Origin of the sequence: Beijerinckia indica subsp. indica ATCC 9039 (genome assembly GCF_000019845.1) — a bacterium.
Classification (GTDB): Bacteria; Pseudomonadota; Alphaproteobacteria; order Rhizobiales; family Beijerinckiaceae; genus Beijerinckia; species Beijerinckia indica.
Genome location: NC_010581.1, coordinates 3,743,668 through 3,761,095, shown reverse-complemented (window position 1 = coordinate 3,761,095; position 17,428 = coordinate 3,743,668). Strand labels below are relative to the sequence as shown.

Below are 17,428 nucleotides of genomic sequence, written 5' to 3'. Positions count from 1 at the left end.
TTCCACAATCCGGCTCAGTAAGCCTACCATCACGCCTGTTGAACGACGGCTGGTGGCTCGCGGTAGCGCAGCCGACTGCTCAGATCTTTGCCTTTCCACCCTCCATGCCCGTCCCTGTCAGGCCGCACTCATTCAGCGCGGACAAGGTTTCGCGATGCCCATGCAAGGTTTTGAACTTTCTCCAGCCTCCCATGAAAACGATTGGCTGAAACGGCGGCTAGCCGCCGGAATAGGCTGCGCCGCTTTGGCCGATTATCTCTTCTACGGAGAATCTATCGGGCTCTCACTGGTGCTGTTCTTCGCAACGCTCGCGACTCTCGTTTGCCTGCTCAACCCTATTCGTGCGGCGAGAAAACAGCAGCTGCTCGCCGCGAGCCTGTTGCTCATGGGGCTTTTAGCCATCATCGAAGGGTTGGCCCCGCTCTCCATCCTGTTTGGCTTGGGCGGATTGATCGCATTCGCTTTGCTTCTTTCGGCTCCAGCGAACCGGTCATGGGTCGATCTTCTGATCCCAATGGCCCAAATGCCGTTTCTGGGCCCATTCCTGATAATCAGTGATTGGCGCGAGGCGCGAAAACAATCCCATTTCCAGTTTATGGCACATCGTTCCATAGACTGGATCGGCTGGGTCGTTCCCCTATCGCTCTTTATTGTGTTTCTCGCGCTCTTCTCCTCGGCCAATCCTCTGCTCGAAGGCTGGCTTTCCTCCATCGACCTTTATTTCATCTTCAATCTGTCGCTTTGGACCCACTCTTTCTTCTGGGCCGCTATCTTATGTGCGATCTGGCCCTTGCTGCATGTCTGCAAACTGCAGCCCACGGACCCAACCATTCGCAGCGCCCTGCCAGCCATTTCCAGCGATTACGGCGGGCTCTTCGGCGATGCGGCTATCCTTCGCTCGCTCTTTCTCTTCAATGCTTTGTTTGCCCTGCAGACTATGATGGACGCAACCTATCTCTGGGCTGGCCATGCCCTGCCCTCAGGCATGACCCATGCGTCCTATGCGCATCGCGGCGCTTATCCGTTGCTGGTCAGCACCCTGCTCGCGGCGGCCTTCATCCTGCTCGCGATGCAGCGCGAGCGCTCTAGCCGCAGAACCCCTTTCCTTAGGGCGCTCATGCTTGTTTTCGTCGCCCAGAATATTCTGCTCGTTCTTTCCTCGATTTTACGGCTCGAACTCTATCTCGCCGCCTATTCGCTCACTTGTTTGCGTCTCGCGGCGCTGATCTGGATGGGCCTTGTCGCTTTGGGGCTCGTGTTCATCCTCATCCAGATTTTTCGAAATTTGCCGAATTCATGGCTTCTTTCGGCTAATGCTCTATCCTTGGTGGCGACGCTTTATTTCTGCTGTTTCATCAATATCCCGAAACTAATCGCAGACTTCAATCTCGCTCATTGCCGGGAGATCGCAGGCAATGGACCACGGCTGGACCGTTCTTATCTACAAAGCCTTGGCCCAGCAGCTATTCCCGCAATAGATGCTTCCCTTGCGACGCTGGCGGACATCAGCGAGACAACAGGCCAGTCAGCAGATAATTTTGTTCAAAGCCTTTTATTCATAAGACAAGGACTTGCCCTGCAATATTCACAATCTGATCATTCCTGGCGAGCATGGGGTTTTGCAACGTGGCGTCTTGGACGATATTTGGCTAGTTCTGAGCACATGGTCACTCCCGCCATCCCCGAGCAACCCTGAGACCAACATGGCCGCCACCATTCTTGTTGTCGATGACGACCCGCATATTCGCGAGGTTATCTGTTTCGCCCTGGAAAAAGCAGGAATGCGCGTCGTTGTTGCTGAAGATGGATCGCAAGTGCTCACTATCATGGCTGCGCAAACGCCGGATCTGATTGTGCTCGATATAGGCATGCCGGAAATGGACGGGCTTGAAACCTGCCGCCGTATCCGGAAGACGAGCGAAGTACCGATCCTGTTTCTGTCAGCTCGCGACGAAGAAATCGACCGTGTACTCGGTCTCGAAATCGGCGGCGATGATTACGTCACCAAGCCTTTCAGTCCGCGTGAACTCGTTGCTCGGGTCAATGTCATTCTGAAACGTCTTCGGCCGAAAGAGGCAGAGCCTTCGAATGGCTTGACGCATGGAGAGCTTTCGCTCGATCTCGCCAGCCATCGCGCCACGTTCCACGGGAGTGCCCTTTCCCTGACTGCTCTCGAATTCTCCATTCTCGAATGCTTCACCGCGCGGCCCAATCAGGTTTTCACACGGGAACAGATTTTGGCTTCTGCCTATAACAACGCGATAAACGTTTCCGACCGCACGATTGACAGCCATATCCGCAACATTCGCGCGAAGCTCGCTCTGGCTGGCGGCGGAGGATGTATCGAAACCGTGCATGGAATAGGATTCCGGCTCGGCCCTTGCCAAGCATCATGAAATCGATGCTGAAATCTCCAGCGATGATGGGCAAATGGCGTCCACCGCTCGCTTTGGTCGTGACCTGTCTTCTATGTTTTGCTGTGGCCTTGCCACTGGGCGGCGTTTTTTTCTTTCGCATCTATGAAAATCAATTGGTGAGGCAGGCGGAAGCCGAACTGATCGCGCAAAGCGCAGCGCTTGCGCCAGTCATCGCACGAGACATCGAAGCCGCCTTGCCAGCCGACACGCCCCTAGGAGCCGCTGCGCCATTGGCAACTCCGACGCAGGAGGAGCCTTATCGCCCGATCATGCCGCATCTCGATCTCGCAGATAAAGACCTCCTACCAAGCCGCCCGGATGCGCGCCCGCCGACAAGCCCTCCGGATCCCGCTCTTCTCGCGCTTGGCGTAAAAATTCTGCCCGATCTCCTTGCGATCCAGCGCACCACTTTAGCTGGCTTCCGGTTGCTCGATGCTGAGGGAACCGTCATTGCCGGCCGTAACGAAATCGGTCTGTCGCTCGCTCATGTGGAGGAAATTGCGGCAGCCTTGAGAGGCGAATTTCGTTCCGTCATGCGCATGCGCATTTCGAAACATCCGCCGCCGCCGCTTTATTCGATGAGCCGTGGCACTGGCGTGCGCGTGTTTACTGCAATGCCTATCATTGTGCGCGATCATGTCACCGCCGTACTTTACGCCTCGCGCACGCCAGCGAATGTGTTCAAGAATCTCTATGAAGAGCGAAACAAAGTCATTCTCGCAAGTGTCTCAGTGATCCTGCTGACAGGCCTTGCAGGTTTTGTGTTTCATCGAACCATTACGCGCCCCGTGCGTGAACTCATCGCCCGAACACGCGCGATTTCTGCCGGAGATACTGCCGCCTTGCGGCCTCTGTCCCATCACGGCACGGCAGAATTTGCCATGCTGTCACGAAGCTTTCTCGATATGGCGACGAGCCTCGCTCATCGCTCAGCTTTCATCGCGACCTTTGCCGCCCATGTCTCACATGAGCTGAAGTCACCCCTGACATCAATAAAAGGCGCAGCCGAACTGTTGCTTGACGATCTCGAAGCTAATCCCCAAACCATGGACGATAATGATCGGCGTCGCTTTCTCGATCATATTGTGGTCGATGCGGCGCGTCTGACAGATCTCGTGAGCCGCCTGCGTGATCTCGCCCGTGCTGAAAACACGCCAATATCCGGCACAGCCACTCTTGATCCTGTTTTGCAGGAGCTTCGAAAGCAATGGCCTCATCTGGAGATCAATGCGCAGGGTGATGTTCATCGACAGGCGCGCATATCGACAGAAAACCTGCACATCATCCTTTCGCATCTGATCGACAATGCCACGCATCACGGCGCGAAAAAAGTTACCGTCGAAGCCTTTGCAGACAAGGAAATCCTGCAGATCACGATCAAGGATGACGGTAGCGGAATCTCACCGAATAATGCGACAAAAATCTTCGAGCCCTTCTTTACCACACGCCGCCTGGAAGGCGGCACAGGCATGGGGCTTTCAATTGTCCGCGCCATGATCGAAGCGCATAGCGGTTTTATCGATTGCCTTGATATAACAACCGGTGCAGCATTTGTGCTGAGGCTTCCTCTGGCGTCTGGCGCAGAAAGCCTTTATGTGACGTACATCGGCTTGCGGCTTCGCCGGTTCTTGCTCTGCCTCATCGTCATTGCATCCGGGCTCGCCTTACGCTGTTTCGGCGCTGACATTGGATTGCCTGTCGCTATCGTTAAATATGGCGGCTCGATTTTATGGGGAGCGATGGTTTTCTTGCTGGCGGGAATGATCTTGGCACGCCAATCCCGATCGCAAATCGCATCCATTGCAGCCGTAATCGCTCTCGTCGTCGAATTATCCAGGCTTTACCACACGCCGTGGCTCGACACCTTCCGCATCTCAACGGCGGGCGCCTTGCTATTGGGCCGGTTCTTTTCGATCTTCAATATCGTCGCTTACGGTGCCGGGATAATTCTCGGTCTCCTGATGGATAAGTTATGTGAGAGAGATGCAGCAAGACTTTAGCAATTGCCAGATATCCGCTCTGTGAGCAACTTCTAAGGATAGTCCTGGATATCTGAAAGCCTGCCTATGCATTTTGAAAATTCGCATCTGTCAATGGCTGGTTTCTGGAACCGTGAATTTCACCGGGATTGGCTAGAGCGGCGGATTTTCTAATAGAATCGGAATGGATTCCCTAAAGCGCTGCGTCGTGATTCACTCTGGTTTGGGAGGTGAATCACGATGCCAAAAGCTAATTCACGTGATCTGCGTGAGCGTGTCGTGCGCTTTGTCGAGAGCGGGCAGTCGCGGCATGCGGCGGCGGCGCATTTTGATGTTTCGGTCTCCTTTGTCGTCAATCTGATGAAGGCCTTCATGGCGAGTGGGCGGGTTGAGGCCAAGCCACGCGGTGGCCGTCGGCACGCCAAGCTCGATCCACACCGGGATTTCCTGATCGCGCGCATCACCGAGAAGGCCGACGTGACCATGGCGGAACTCGCAGCCGAACTTGCAAGCGCGACGGGGACGAAGGCAGAGCCCGCCTCGCTCTCGCGTTTTTTCATCCGCAACGGCTATCGTTTCAAAAAAAACCTTGCTGGCAAGCGAGCAAGACCGGCCCGACATCAAGGAAAAGCGTGAGGCCTGGGTCGATCAACGCCAGCCCCGAATGCGGCTTGAGCCGCAGCGCCTGGTCTTTCTCGATGAGACGGGAACCACGACCAAGATGACGCGCCTGCGCGGCCGTTGCCTCAAAGGCCAGAGGTTGCGCTCGAAAGCACCCTTCGGACATTGGCTGACGCAGACCTTTGTGGCTGGCCTGCGCTGCGACGGGCTCACCGCTCCCTTTGTCATCAATGCCCCGATGAACCGGCGCATTTTCGAGACCTATATTGAGAAGGAACTTGCTCCGACGCTCAGGGAAGGCGACATCGTGATCATGGATAATCTCGCCGCCCACAAAAGCCCGGCCGCCGAAGCGGCGATCAAGGCAAGAGGCGCCTGGGTTTTGTTCCTGCCGCCTTACTCACCCGATCTCAACCCCATTGAGATGGCTTTCTCCAAGCTGAAAGCCCACCTGCGCGCCAGAGCCGCACGAACCATCGATGCCCTCTGGAAAGAGATTGGACACATCTGCGACCTCTTCCAACCCGACGAGTGCCAAAACTACTTCAAAGCCGCAGGATATGGTCTCAATTGAAAATCCGACGCTCTAGCATGGGCGCGAAGTGGTAATTGAGCGACGCCCTCGAAGGTCAGCTTTGGGGGCTGATCTGAGAAGGTGACAAACGCTTCTCCAAGTTCCGGAAATGGTCAACTTCAGAAGTTACAGGGATAGCAGCCGGCATGTGATGATAAAAAGCCCCCGAACATGATCCCATGTTCGGGGGCCTTTCTTAACTGTATCCCTTGCTCTTCTGTCCGTCGAGCGAGAGAGTCGCTATCAATTATCCAGGAAGCTGCGCAGCTTGCGCGAGCGCGAGGGATGTTTCAGCTTGCGCAGCGCCTTGGCCTCGATCTGGCGAATACGTTCGCGCGTCACCGAAAACTGCTGGCCGACTTCTTCCAGCGTGTGATCGGTATTCATGCCGATGCCGAAACGCATGCGCAGCACACGTTCCTCGCGCGGTGTGAGCGAAGCCAGAACCCGCGTTGTCGTTTCACGCAGATTGGACTGGATCGCCGCGTCGATCGGCAGGATCGCATTCTTGTCCTCGATGAAGTCGCCGAGGTGAGAATCCTCTTCGTCGCCGATCGGGGTTTCGAGCGAGATCGGCTCCTTGGCGATTTTCAACACCTTGCGCACTTTTTCGAGTGGCATGGCGAGCTTTTCCGCCAGTTCCTCCGGTGTCGGCTCGCGGCCAATTTCATGCAGCATCTGGCGCGAGGTCCGTACGATCTTGTTGATCGTCTCGATCATATGCACCGGAATGCGGATGGTCCTTGCCTGGTCGGCAATGGAACGGGTGATGGCCTGACGAATCCACCAGGTCGCATAGGTCGAGAATTTATAGCCGCGCCTGTATTCGAATTTATCGACCGCCTTCATCAGGCCGATATTGCCTTCCTGAATGAGATCCAGGAATTGCAGGCCGCGATTGGTATATTTCTTGGCGATCGAAATCACGAGACGCAGATTGGCCTCGACCATTTCCTTCTTGGCTTGGCGGGCTTCACGTTCACCCTTTTGGACCATATGCACGATCTTGCGGAATTCCTGGATCTCAAGACCGGTCTCGGTCGCAAGCCCATGAATTTCGCCCAGCAGATCCTTGATCGTATCCTTGGCCTTGGCAACGAAATCCTTCCAGCCACGTGAGCCGAGTTTCGAGACGCGCAGCAACCATTTCGGATCGAGCTCGGAATTCTGATAATTTCTCAGAAAATCCTCGCGCGCGACGCCATAGCCCTCGGCCAGACGCAACAGCCGCGTCTCCTGGCCGATCAGCCTTTTGTTGATGTCATAGAGTTGCTCGACCAGGGCCTCGATACGGTTCTGGTTGAGCGACAGGCTCTTGACGTCAGCGACAATCTCTTTCTTGAGCGTTTTATATTTACGCTCTTGCGCCGGTGTCAGAGTCTCGTTCTTGAGCTTATTCTCGACATTCTGGTCCTGCAGGCGCCGCAGTTTCTTATAGGCATCGGCGACGCGGTCGAAGGTCTCGAGAACCTTCGGCTTCAATTCGGCTTCCATCGCCGAGAGCGACACGGAATTTTCCATGTCGTCTTCCTCGTCGAACATTTCCTCCATCGGCGGCGGGTCAATATCGCCGTCCTCGCGCGCCGGCCGCAGGCGCCCCGGTGGATTGAGCGGCGCGGTCGAGGGCGCTTCGGGCGCGTCTGGATTGTCGGGGTCTTCCTCGTCCGTGGCGTCCAGATCAAGCTTGGGGCTGCTGCGCCCCTCAGGCCCCGCATAGGTCGCCTCGAGATCGATGATATCGCGCAGCAAAACCTTGCTGTCGTTGAGTTCGTCGCGCCAGATGATGATCGCCTGGAAGGTGAGGGGGCTTTCGCACAGGCCCGCGATCATGGCCTCGCGGCCGGCCTCGATCCTTTTGGCAATGGCGATTTCGCCCTCGCGCGAAAGAAGTTCGACCGAGCCCATTTCGCGCAAATACATGCGCACCGGATCATCTGTCCGGTCGGAGGGTTCGGACGAGCGCGTGGTGACAGCTTTGCTTTGCGAGGCCTCGACGAGGTCGCCACCCTCGCTCTCTTCTTCCTCGTTGCTGTCTTCGCTTTCCTCGGTATCCTGCTCCTCGCTCTCGACGACATTGATGCCCATTTCGTTGAGCATCGCCAAAATGTCCTCGATCTGCTCGGAATTGACTTCTTCCGAGGGCAGGACTGCATTGAGTTCGCTATAGGTCACAAAGCCGCGCTTCTTGGCGACCTTGATCATCCGCTTGACAGCGGCATCGGAGAGATCGAGCAGGGGGCTGTCGACGGTCTCGACTCCACCACCTTCACCATCGGTCTTGTCAGTGTCTTTTTTCGCCATCAAGGCCTCCGAAGATGAATGACCATCGTCAAACCAACCCAAAGGAGCGCTTGTCCTCAAGGCCGATCAGGCGTTGGGGACAAGCGCTCCCATTAACTTCCGCATCGGCCCAGCACAATCGGCCTGGTCCGTTGCTCTCAACCCGTTACAGCCCGCGAGGTTCAAAATCTCTTTGAAACCTCGCCTTATTCACGCCCGTGCGGAGGCGTCGTCCGCCTGCTTTGAAGTCCGCTCCCGAATCGATCTTCGGAGCCTAAGATTGAGTCCAAAAGATCACGCCATGGTCAAGATTTGATTAAGGTTTTCGCCTGAGAACCCTTAACCGTCATTGTGTCGACTCTCGCTGCGCGAGGCTGGAACGGAGGGTAAACCGTCCATTCGCGGTTCGCACTCTTCGACGCATGATCCCGACGTATGGGCATGACCCCTTTCTGACATTCGCATGGGCCGTGTCGGAAAAGGACCACGACGGGAGGTTTGAGGAAAGCAGCGGATGCTTTCTTCAAAACCAAGAAAGATCAAGGAACCGGAGGCAATTTGGTGGAGCTTTGTCCGCCTTTCCTGCACGGGGCGATGATCGAGAATGTGGAGATCCCTATCGAGAAGCATGCTTCATGCCGAAAAAATTGTCGGTTGGAGGCATGCCAGTTTCGCCTATTCCTCACACTGTTCCCGTTGAACGGCCGGAAGAAAAGCCGAACCCCTCGACGGCCGCCTCCGTTCCGCCAAGCGCCTGAAGCTGGGCTTGAATATCCTTGAGCCGGTCGAAATTGGTCTCGTTGGTGTCCTCGGCGAGGGCTGCTTTCGCCAATTGCAACTCCCTATGTAGCGCCCCGGCCCGCTGATGCAAGGTGATGGCCTGTTCAAGAAGAGCTTCGGCGTCAATATCGGCGGCGTCTGGCTGCAAATACCAATGGCTGGCGACCGGAATCACGCTTTCCAGTTTTTGCAGCAGCGCCCCTTTTCCTTCGGCTGTCAAACGGTCCAGCAGGGCCTCGTGTGATGGAGGCAGATCATCCGCCCCATCGTGCCAAGCGGCCTCCAATAGGAGCGAGCGCAAGGCTGAGGCCTCAGTATTGACAAAATCGAGCGCGGCAAGCGCCTCGACATGCCGGTCGATCAGACCCGGGTGGCGCAGCAAAAGCAAGAGAATCAGGGCCTCGCGTGACGGAGGCAGATCATTCGCCGCGTCAGACCTTGCGGTTTGCAACAGGCGCGAGCGCGCGAGAGAGGAGCTGATCTGTAAGGGCGCCTTGAAGTCGGGGGACTGGAAACGAGACGAGCGATTGTCATTGCGCGCTCCACGTCCTTGAAAAGGGGAGCGTGGAAAAGAGGAGCGCGCCCCGAACGGACGGGACGGATCGCGGCGGTCCGATGCCGGCGCCGCCAGCGGGCCAAACAGGGCTGCGAGCCGATTCGCGAATTCACCACGGTAATAGCGTTGAAGGGTCGGATCCTTGATCCCTCGCGCAAGATCCTCGAGGCGCTGTTCCAGCGCGGCGCGGCGTTCCGGCGTCGTGAAACCGCCAGCTTCCGTCTCGCGCATCCAGACGAGATCGACAAGCGGCAAAGCTTTTTCCAGAACGCCCTCGATGGCCATGCGTCCGCCAGAGCGGGCGAGATCGTCGGGATCCTGGCCTTCCGGCAGCAGCGCGAAACGCAAACTATGGCTGGGCCCGAGCAGGGGAAGGGCGACATCGGCGGCGCGATAAGCGGCCTTGCGGCCAGCCCGGTCGCCATCGAAGCAGAGAATGGGTTCTTCCGCCATCCGCCAGAGCAGGGCGCATTGATCGCGCGTGAGCGCGGTGCCGAGGGGGGCGACGACGTGTGGAAAACCTGCCGCCGTCATGGCAATGACATCGACATAGCCCTCGACGGCAATCACCGTGCCCGCCTCATGCGCCGGTTTGCGCGCCTGATGCAGGTTATAAAGCCCCGCACCTTTGTGAAACAGCGGCGTTTCCGGCGAGTTCAGATATTTCGCCGCGACGTCCTTGGAGAGCGCCCGTCCACCAAAGGCAATGACCCGGCCCGACCGGTCGGCGATGGGAAACATGATCCTTTCGCGAAACCGGTCATAGGGCACGGCGATCTCTGGTCCATGCACCAGGAGACCGGCCTCGATCATGGCTTCGCGCGTTGCCCCCTTGCCGGCAAGATGATCGCGCAGGGCATATTTTTCAGGAGGGGAAAAGCCGAGCCGGAACCGTGTCTGGAGATCAGGGGAAAGGCCGCGTTGCGCAAGATAGGTGCGCGCATTGGCACCGGCTGGGGATTGCAAGGCTTTTTCAAAGAACAAGGCCGCCCACTCGAGGATTTCATGCAGGCCGGCGCGCTGTTTTTCCCGCTCCTCGCTTTCCGCCGAGACGCGGGGCAGGGCCAAGCCAGCGTCATTGGCCAGCCGCTCGACGGCTTCGGGGAAGCTCAAGCCCTCGGTCAGCATCAAAAAATCGAAAATATTGCCGTGCTGGCCTGAGGAGAAACAATGGAAGAAGCCCTTCTGGTCATTGACCGTGAAGGAAGGTGTGCGTTCCTGATTGAAAGGGGAAAGGCCTTTCCATTCGCGTCCGGCCTTTTGCAGCTTGACGCGGCGGCGCACCACTTCTGACATCGGCAGGCGATGTTTGATCTCTTCAAGGAAGGACGTTGGAAAGCGCATCGCTTTTTATCGGGAATCATGTGCTGTAAGTAAACGATATTGTGGCTTTCCACAGTGATCCACAGAGCTTGGGTCTGGACGTGGCGGTCATGAGGAAAGCGATTGATCACATTTTCGCGAACTCGCTTTTGCGCCGCGATTCCCGGAGCCCAGAAGGACAAAGGTCAACGAATCAAAGCCGCCTTTTCGCTCTCCACGGCTGACGGCGGGGAGGGGCCGACCTGTTTTGCCCCGGTTCCGATCTATATTATGGAGTGGATTCCGGCGGTCGGCGGGTCGCGGCTCGCACCGGCCGGAAAAGGATGACGAGCAGGTGTGAAGAGCATGAGCATGGCGGATAAGGCGGCGCGTTTTGCTGAGATGAAGAGGCGGGGCGAGCCGATCGCCATGCTGACCGCTTATGATGCGCCTATGGCGCGAGCGGAAGCTGCGGCCCGCGTCGATATTCTGCTCGTGGGTGATAGTGTCGGCACAAACATGCTCGGCTATGCCAGCGAGCAGGAGGTGACGCTTGCGGATATGGCGCATCATACACGGGCGGTCCGGCGCGGTGCGCCAGACGCTTTCGTGATTTCCGATCTCCCTGTCGCGACTTATGAAACCCCCACCGAGGCCGTGGCCAATGCCAGGGTTCTGGCCGAAGCTGGCGCGGATATGGTGAAATTCGAAGGCTGCCGCCCCGCCATTGTGGAAGCGCTCGTCGGCGCGGGTTTTGCGGTTTGCGGCCATCTGGGTCTTGAGCCGCAGCACCATGCCGAAAAACGCCTCAAGGGCAAACAAGCCGGTGAGGCGCATCAATTGGTCGAGGCCGCCTTGACCATGGAGAAAGCTGGCATTGCGATGCTGGTTCTGGAACTGATCCCCGAGGAAGTGGCGGAGATCGTCACGCAAAGGCTGAAAGTGCCGACCATTGGTATTGGCGCCGGCCGGGCGACCGATGGCCAGGTTCTGGTGATCTGCGACGTGCTGGGCTATACTAAAGCCGCGTTTCGCCACAATAAGCGCTATGCGGAGGTCGGCGAAACGATGGAAGCCGCCGCGCGCGCCTATGTCGGGGATGTGCATAGCAAGGCGTTTCCGGCCGCTGCCAATGCCTTTCCCATGAACAAGGAGCAATTGCCGGAATTCCTTGCCTCGCTGGCCTGACGCTGACCGCTCAGGCCGAGAGCTTGGCCTTGACCGCGCCGGATGCCTTGCCGAAATCCATGCGGCCGGCATATTTGGCTTTGAGGACGGCGACCACCTTGCCCATGTCCTTGATGGAGGCGGCGCCCGTTTCGGCAAGCGCCGCGGCAATGGCGTCCTCGACCTCCGCTTCGCTCAAAGGCTGCGGCAGAAATCCCTGAATGATCGCGATCTCGGCGCCTTCCTGCGCGGCGAGCTCGGGCCTGCCGGCCTTTTCGTAAATCTCCTTGGATTCCTGCCGGCTTTTGACCAGTTTTTGCAAGAGGGCGAGAATATCCTCATCCGACACGGTCTTGCCCTGGCCGCGCGCCTCGATATCTTTGTCCTTGAGCGCGGCGGTGATCATGCGAATCGTATCGACCCGGGGTTTGTCGCCCGCCTTCATCGCTGCCTTGAGCTCGCTCGTGAATTGTTCGCGCATCATCCTGCCTTTTGTGACGATTTTGGCCAGACCAATAGAACATTGGGTCGCGAGTGGGAATGGATTTTGGCCCTTTATCGCGGAAATGTAGAGAAAACACTGTATTCTTAGGTGGACAGAGAATTTCGCCGTGCCGTGATTCCGCTCTTGAAAGAGCAAAATCATGTGAGTTGCGCTCAAGCATCGGCGTGTCCTTGATAAATGGTCTTTGTTCCGATTTTGATCATGGGCATGTTTGTAGAATGCGTGGCTTAGGGCTCATGTTTCTTGTCGGAAACGACGGGCGGTAGGAAAAGGTCGGATCGTAAGCGATGCAGACAGGAGACACAGAACTCATCCGGGCGATCAATCGTTTTCATGTCCTCGATACGATCAGGCGTTTTGAACCCGTCTCTCGGGCTGCGATCGGCAAGCGCACACATTTGAGCCGTGTGACGGTGTCTTCACTGATTGCGACGCTGCTGCAGGAAGGCCTTATCCACGAGGAAAGCGACGAAACGACAAATTCCGGAACGCGGGGACGACCGACGAACCTGCTCGGCTTGAACCCGAACGCGGCCTATGTCGTTGGCGCGAAATTGTCGATGCATCAGGTTTTTCTGATCGTCACTAATTTGCGGGCCGATCCGCTGGCGCGCCTCAGTCTTCCTCTTCATCCTCATCAGCTTGTGCCTGATGCTATCGTCGCTCTCCTCGATGAAGGCGTGCGTTCGGTCGTTGCTTTGGCCGGACTGAAGCTCGGCCAGATCGCAGGGCTTGGCATCGGCCTGCCAGGTTTTATCGATTCCAAGGCGGGAATTTCCCACTGGAGTCCGATTCTTGCCCCCGAGCCCAAGCCGGTTGCCTTGGCCGATATGGTGCGTCGCCGTCTTGGCCTCGCCGTCACAATCGAAAACGATGCCAACCTCCTGACACTCGCCGAGCGCTGGTTCGGCGAGTGTCAGGAGAATGATAATTTCGTCGTCGTCATGATGGAAGCGGGCATCGGCATGGGCCTGTTTCTTGATGGCGAGCTTTATCGCGGTCAGCACGGAATGGGGACGGAATTCGGTCATTCCAAAATCGACCGTCACGGACCGCGTTGCCGTTGCGGACAATATGGCTGCATCGAGGCTTTTACTGCTGATTATGCGATCCTGCGGGAAGCGGAAAAAATCATCAGAACGCCAGCAGCCCATGAGGGAGCTGATGATACGGCTGAGGCTGAGACGCGCGTCGCGACCGTCGTACGGCTGGCGCGTGAGGGCAATGTCGCGCTGCGCCAGATCTTCGCGACGGCCGGGGAGATTCTAGGCCTCGGCATCGCCAATCTGATCAATATTATCGACCCGGCCAAGATTGTCATTTCCGGGTCCGGCACACGCGCCGTGGATTTGATTGAGCCGGCGCTCCGCGCGGCGGTCGCGGCGAATACGCTTGCTGTTTTGCAAAATCGCTGCGAAATCATCTTTCATGATCAGGGTGACGAAGTCTGGGCGCGTGGCGCGGCCTCCCTCGTGCTGCAAGCGCTCTATCGCAAGCCATGGACCCCCGCCAGTGGGGCGGAAATCGCGATCATGCCAGGCACGACCGCACGCCATCAAAAGGGCCGTCCCTGATCATCATGCCGTGCGAACGGAAGCATACACTATCTTGAGGATTCTTCATGCCGAGAACCATCAACAAAGACACGATGTTATGTATGTCCCTTTCGGGGCGACCAGGAAATTTCGGAACGCGCTTTCATAATTTTCTTTATGAAGAGCTCGATCTCAATTTCATCTACAAGGCCTTTACCACGCAGGATTTGCGCGCGGCGATCGGCGGGATCAGGGCGCTGGGCATTCGAGGCTGCGCCGTTTCCATGCCTTTCAAGGAAGCCTGTATCGAATTTCTGGATGAACTGGATGCATCCGCCACAGCGATCCAATCGGTCAATACGATCGTCAATGATAAAGGCTGGCTGCGTGCTTATAATACCGACTATATTGCCGTCACCAGCCTCTTGAAATCCCATGAGGTGCCGCCCCAATCCGTGTTCGTTGTGCGCGGCAGCGGCGGAATGGCAAAGGCCGTTCTCTGTGCTCTTCGTGATTCAGGGTTTCGCTCTGGCTTTGTTCTCGCCAGGAATGAAACAGCTGGCCGGGCACTGGCCCAAATCTATGATTATCAATGGATCAAGACATTGGACGGCATAAAGGCGGATATGCTCGTCAATGTCACGCCGATTGGCATGGCCGGCGGTCCGGAAGCCGATGATCTCGCTTTTGAGCCCGACGCCATCGAGAAAGCCAGCACGATTTTCGATGTGGTTGCGCTTCCCGTTGAGACCCCTTTGATCCGCCATGCCAGTGCCAAAGGGAAAAGTGTGATCACCGGCGCGGACGTGATCGCGCTGCAGGCCGTGGAACAATTCGTCCTTTATACCGGTTTGCGGCCGAACGACGACCAGATCCGCCGTGCCGCGGATTTCGCGCGCACTTGAGTACGGTTGGGGCTATGCCTTCGCGGCAGGATCGAAACGCTTGACAAGCTTTTTTTGTCCTGTATTTTTGCATAATACCTATACATAAATAGCTGAGCTCCTCCTCACGAAGCGAGAGAGAGCCAAGTGGGGAGGCGGGATTTGGAGATCGTGGCGGTCGATATCGGGGGGACGCATGCCCGTTTCGCCTTGGCCGAAGTGGCTGATGGCCGGGTGGTGCATCTCGGTGAGGCTGTCACGTTGCAAGCTGCGGAGCATGGGAGTTTCCAGCTCGCCTGGGAGACTTTCGCGCAAATCGCTGGCCGCGCCTTGCCGCGCGCCGTGGCCATTGCCATAGCCTGTCCCGTCGGCGGCGAAGTTCTGAAACTCACCAATAATCCCTGGATTATCCGTCCGGCTTTGATCCCCGAAAAGCTTCATGTCGATGCCTGGACGCTCGTCAATGATTTCGGGGCGATTGCCCATACTGTCGCGCAAGTCGGTGAAGATCAGCTCATGCCGATTACCGGCCCTGATCACGCTTTGCCGCAAGACGGTGTCATCAGTATCGTCGGCCCCGGGACGGGGCTTGGCGTGGGACACGTGCTGCGCCGCGGCGGACATTATCATGTCATTGAATGCGAGGGTGGCCATATTGATTTCGCACCCCTCGATAGCCTGGAAGATCAGATCCTCAAATATATGCGGCATCGCTACCCCCGTGTTTCGGTCGAGCGACTGATTTCGGGACCTGGGCTCGTCAATATTTATGAAGCGCTGGCCGCGATCGAAGGAAAATCGCTCGACCCGATCGGCGACAAGGAATTATGGGCAGCGGCCATGGCGGGCAAGGATAGTCTTGCAGCGGCGGCGCTCGACCGCTTTTGTCTGAGCCTTGGTGCGGTCTGTGGTGATATCGCTTTGGCTTTGGGGGCTAAATCGGTGGTCATCGCCGGCGGGCTCGGCCTGCGCATTGCCTCCTTGCTCCCGCAATCGGGCTTTGCCACGCGCTTCACCGCCAAGGGGCGGTTTGCGCCAATGATGGCGACGATTCCCGTGCGGTGCATCATCCATCCGCAGCCAGGACTTTATGGAGCCGCGGCCGCCTTCGCCGTGGAACATTGATGGCGCATATCCTGAGCCTGTCTGTTTGAAGTGAAAGCCGGAGAGAAGCTCTGGCTTTGGAAAAAGGCATCACCTGAATCCAAAGGCGGTATCACTTCTGGTTTGATGCTTTAGAGGATCTCATATCTCACAACGATCAATAAACAATCCTTTGGAGGAAGCATGCAACCTTCGTCGATTGCTGCAACGGAAACACAAACGCCGGTGCAGGCGCCGGAACTGCGTATATTTGTTTTCGCTTTATTTTTCATCTTCGGAGCCATTACGAGCCTCAATGATGTGCTCATTCCCAAGCTGAAAGAATTATTCGCGCTGAATTACGCGGAGGCCATGCTGACGCAATCAGCCTTTTTCACGGCTTATTTCGTCATCTCCATGCCGTCTGGCCTCCTGGTCCGAAAAATTGGTTATTTGCGTGCGGCAACCATCGGCCTGCTGGCCATGATGATTGGCTGCCTTCTGTTTATTCCGGCCTCGCTCGCGGCGACATTTGGTATGTTTCTCGCGGCCTTATTCATCGTGGCCTCGGGCATTACCGTCGTTCAAGTGGTCGCCAATCCGTTGATTTCGATTCTCGGCGATCCCTCGACGGCGCATAGCCGGCTCACCTTTGCCCAGGCTTTCAATTCGCTTGGCACGACGGTCGCGCCCTATATTGGAGCGCGCATCATTCTTGGATCCCTAGCGACGGTCGATCCGGAAAGCTTGTCGGGCGCTGCGCTTGATGCCTTCCGCGCCGTGGAAACCCATAAAATCGTGCAAACCTATCTCGGCATCGCCGCCGCGCTGGGGATTGTCGCATCCATTGTCTGGGCCAACCGCAACCGTCTCAAGGAAGCGCCGGCCGAACATGTCAGTTTCCTCAGTGCGCTCAGTCTGCTGAAACGACCGCGTTTCGCCTTTGGCACGCTCAGCATTTTTCTTTATGTCGGCGCCGAGGTTGCAATCGGCAGCATTCTGGTCAGCTATCTGATGCAGTCGAACACCTTGGGCTTCGATGCCAAGACCGCCGGAGAGCATGTGTCCTTCTATTGGGGCGGCGCGATGATCGGGCGCTTTATCGGCGCCGGATTGCTTCGCGTCTTCTCGCCGGGCAAGGTTTTGGCGACGGCTGCCTCGACGGTCATGCTTCTCTTGTTCATCTCCGCCAATATGTCGGGTTCGGTGTCTGGCTGGGCCCTTATCCTTGTCGGTCTCTTCAATTCGATCATGTTTCCCACGATCTTCTCGCTTGCCAGCGAAGGTCTTGGCCAACGCGCTCCAGAAGGTTCGGGTCTCATTTGCATGGCCATCGTCGGTGGAGCCATCGTTCCACCGCTCACCGGTGCCTTTGCCGATACAGTGGGACTCGGCGGTGCCTTGATCGTTCCGGCGATCTGCTACGCGGGAATCGCGGGCTTTGGCTGGTTTGCCCGGCACAGCGCCGCAAAAGACATGGAAGCCGCATGATTTTATCATCATTATCAATGCCATGACGCTCTCAGCGTGAGGCGTGAAAACATAAAGCAGAGAGCGTGGTCCAGGACCATGCTCTCTTTTTGTTTCGGGAACTGACCCCAATCGATAAGCTGCTGAAGTTGATGATCTGCCGATTTTTGAGAAATTTGGCCATGCAGGCGCACGAAATGCACTCATAGCATGGCTGACAGGTGAAAAAACCGGGTAGTAGCGGGTGCGGAGAGGTTTATATTGCAGTGCATCAA

Annotated in this window: 12 protein-coding genes; 9 read left to right on the top strand and 3 right to left on the bottom strand. The window is 57.0% G+C overall.

The window, feature by feature from the left end:
* Positions 1-154 precede the first annotated feature (154 nt).
* From BIND_RS16765 to BIND_RS20875, 4 genes are all read left to right on the top strand, one after another.
* Positions 155-1,696 carry a DUF4153 domain-containing protein gene (locus tag BIND_RS16765; RefSeq protein ID WP_012386210.1) on the top strand — a complete coding sequence of 514 codons (1,542 nt, stop codon included), beginning with the start codon at positions 155-157 and terminating at the stop codon, positions 1,694-1,696.
* A 7-nt stretch (positions 1,697-1,703) separates the two neighbouring features.
* Positions 1,704-2,396: a response regulator transcription factor gene (locus BIND_RS16760; protein WP_012386209.1), complete on the top strand. Its 693-nt coding sequence runs from the start codon at positions 1,704-1,706 to the stop codon at positions 2,394-2,396.
* 5 nt (positions 2,397-2,401) lie between these two features.
* Positions 2,402-4,417 (top strand): DUF2809 domain-containing protein, encoded by a 2,016-nt coding sequence (locus BIND_RS22285; RefSeq protein ID WP_148210675.1) that lies wholly within the window; start codon positions 2,402-2,404, stop codon positions 4,415-4,417.
* Between the two features lie 219 nt (positions 4,418-4,636).
* Positions 4,637-5,591 (top strand): IS630 family transposase gene (locus BIND_RS20875; protein ID WP_425277056.1). Its coding sequence is split into 2 segments (ribosomal slippage): positions 4,637-4,956 and positions 4,955-5,591, totalling 957 coding nucleotides; the frame shifts between segments, so codons are not numbered across the junction.
* A gap of 243 nt (positions 5,592-5,834) precedes the next feature.
* Here BIND_RS20875 and rpoD read toward each other — a convergent pair.
* Together rpoD and dnaG are read right to left on the bottom strand one after the other, a co-directional pair.
* A complete protein-coding gene (gene rpoD, locus BIND_RS16740) occupies positions 5,835-7,892 on the bottom strand; it encodes an RNA polymerase sigma factor RpoD (protein ID WP_012386206.1) in 2,058 nt (685 codons plus the stop codon).
* Positions 7,893-8,553: 661 nt separating this feature from the next.
* Positions 8,554-10,551, bottom strand: a complete 1,998-nt coding sequence (gene dnaG, locus BIND_RS16735; protein ID WP_012386205.1) for a DNA primase — start codon at positions 10,549-10,551, stop codon at positions 8,554-8,556.
* Between the two features lie 330 nt (positions 10,552-10,881).
* On the opposite strand from dnaG, the gene panB reads away from it, so the two are divergent.
* The gene (panB, locus tag BIND_RS16725) at positions 10,882-11,697 is read left to right on the top strand and encodes a 3-methyl-2-oxobutanoate hydroxymethyltransferase (RefSeq protein WP_041778193.1); all 816 of its coding nucleotides are present in this window, start codon (positions 10,882-10,884) and stop codon (positions 11,695-11,697) included.
* Between the two features lie 10 nt (positions 11,698-11,707).
* On the opposite strand, the gene BIND_RS16720 is transcribed toward panB, so the two are convergent.
* Complete coding sequence (locus BIND_RS16720; RefSeq protein ID WP_012386203.1) at positions 11,708-12,160, bottom strand: GatB/YqeY domain-containing protein; 453 nt, start codon at positions 12,158-12,160, stop codon at positions 11,708-11,710.
* Between the two features lie 308 nt (positions 12,161-12,468).
* On the opposite strand from BIND_RS16720, the gene BIND_RS16715 reads away from it, so the two are divergent.
* The 4 genes from BIND_RS16715 (at position 12,469) to BIND_RS16700 (ending at position 17,174) form a co-directional block, all read left to right on the top strand.
* Positions 12,469-13,755, top strand: a complete 1,287-nt coding sequence (locus BIND_RS16715) for an ROK family transcriptional regulator (protein WP_012386202.1) — start codon at positions 12,469-12,471, stop codon at positions 13,753-13,755.
* A 47-nt stretch (positions 13,756-13,802) separates the two neighbouring features.
* Positions 13,803-14,621 carry a shikimate 5-dehydrogenase gene (locus tag BIND_RS16710; protein WP_012386201.1) on the top strand — a complete coding sequence of 273 codons (819 nt, stop codon included), beginning with the start codon at positions 13,803-13,805 and terminating at the stop codon, positions 14,619-14,621.
* 150 nt (positions 14,622-14,771) lie between these two features.
* Positions 14,772-15,725: a glucokinase gene (gene glk / locus BIND_RS16705; RefSeq protein ID WP_244396037.1), complete on the top strand. Its 954-nt coding sequence runs from the start codon at positions 14,772-14,774 to the stop codon at positions 15,723-15,725.
* A 162-nt stretch (positions 15,726-15,887) separates the two neighbouring features.
* The gene (locus BIND_RS16700) at positions 15,888-17,174 is read left to right on the top strand and encodes a sugar MFS transporter (protein ID WP_012386199.1); all 1,287 of its coding nucleotides are present in this window, start codon (positions 15,888-15,890) and stop codon (positions 17,172-17,174) included.
* Positions 17,175-17,428: the final 254 nt, after the last annotated feature.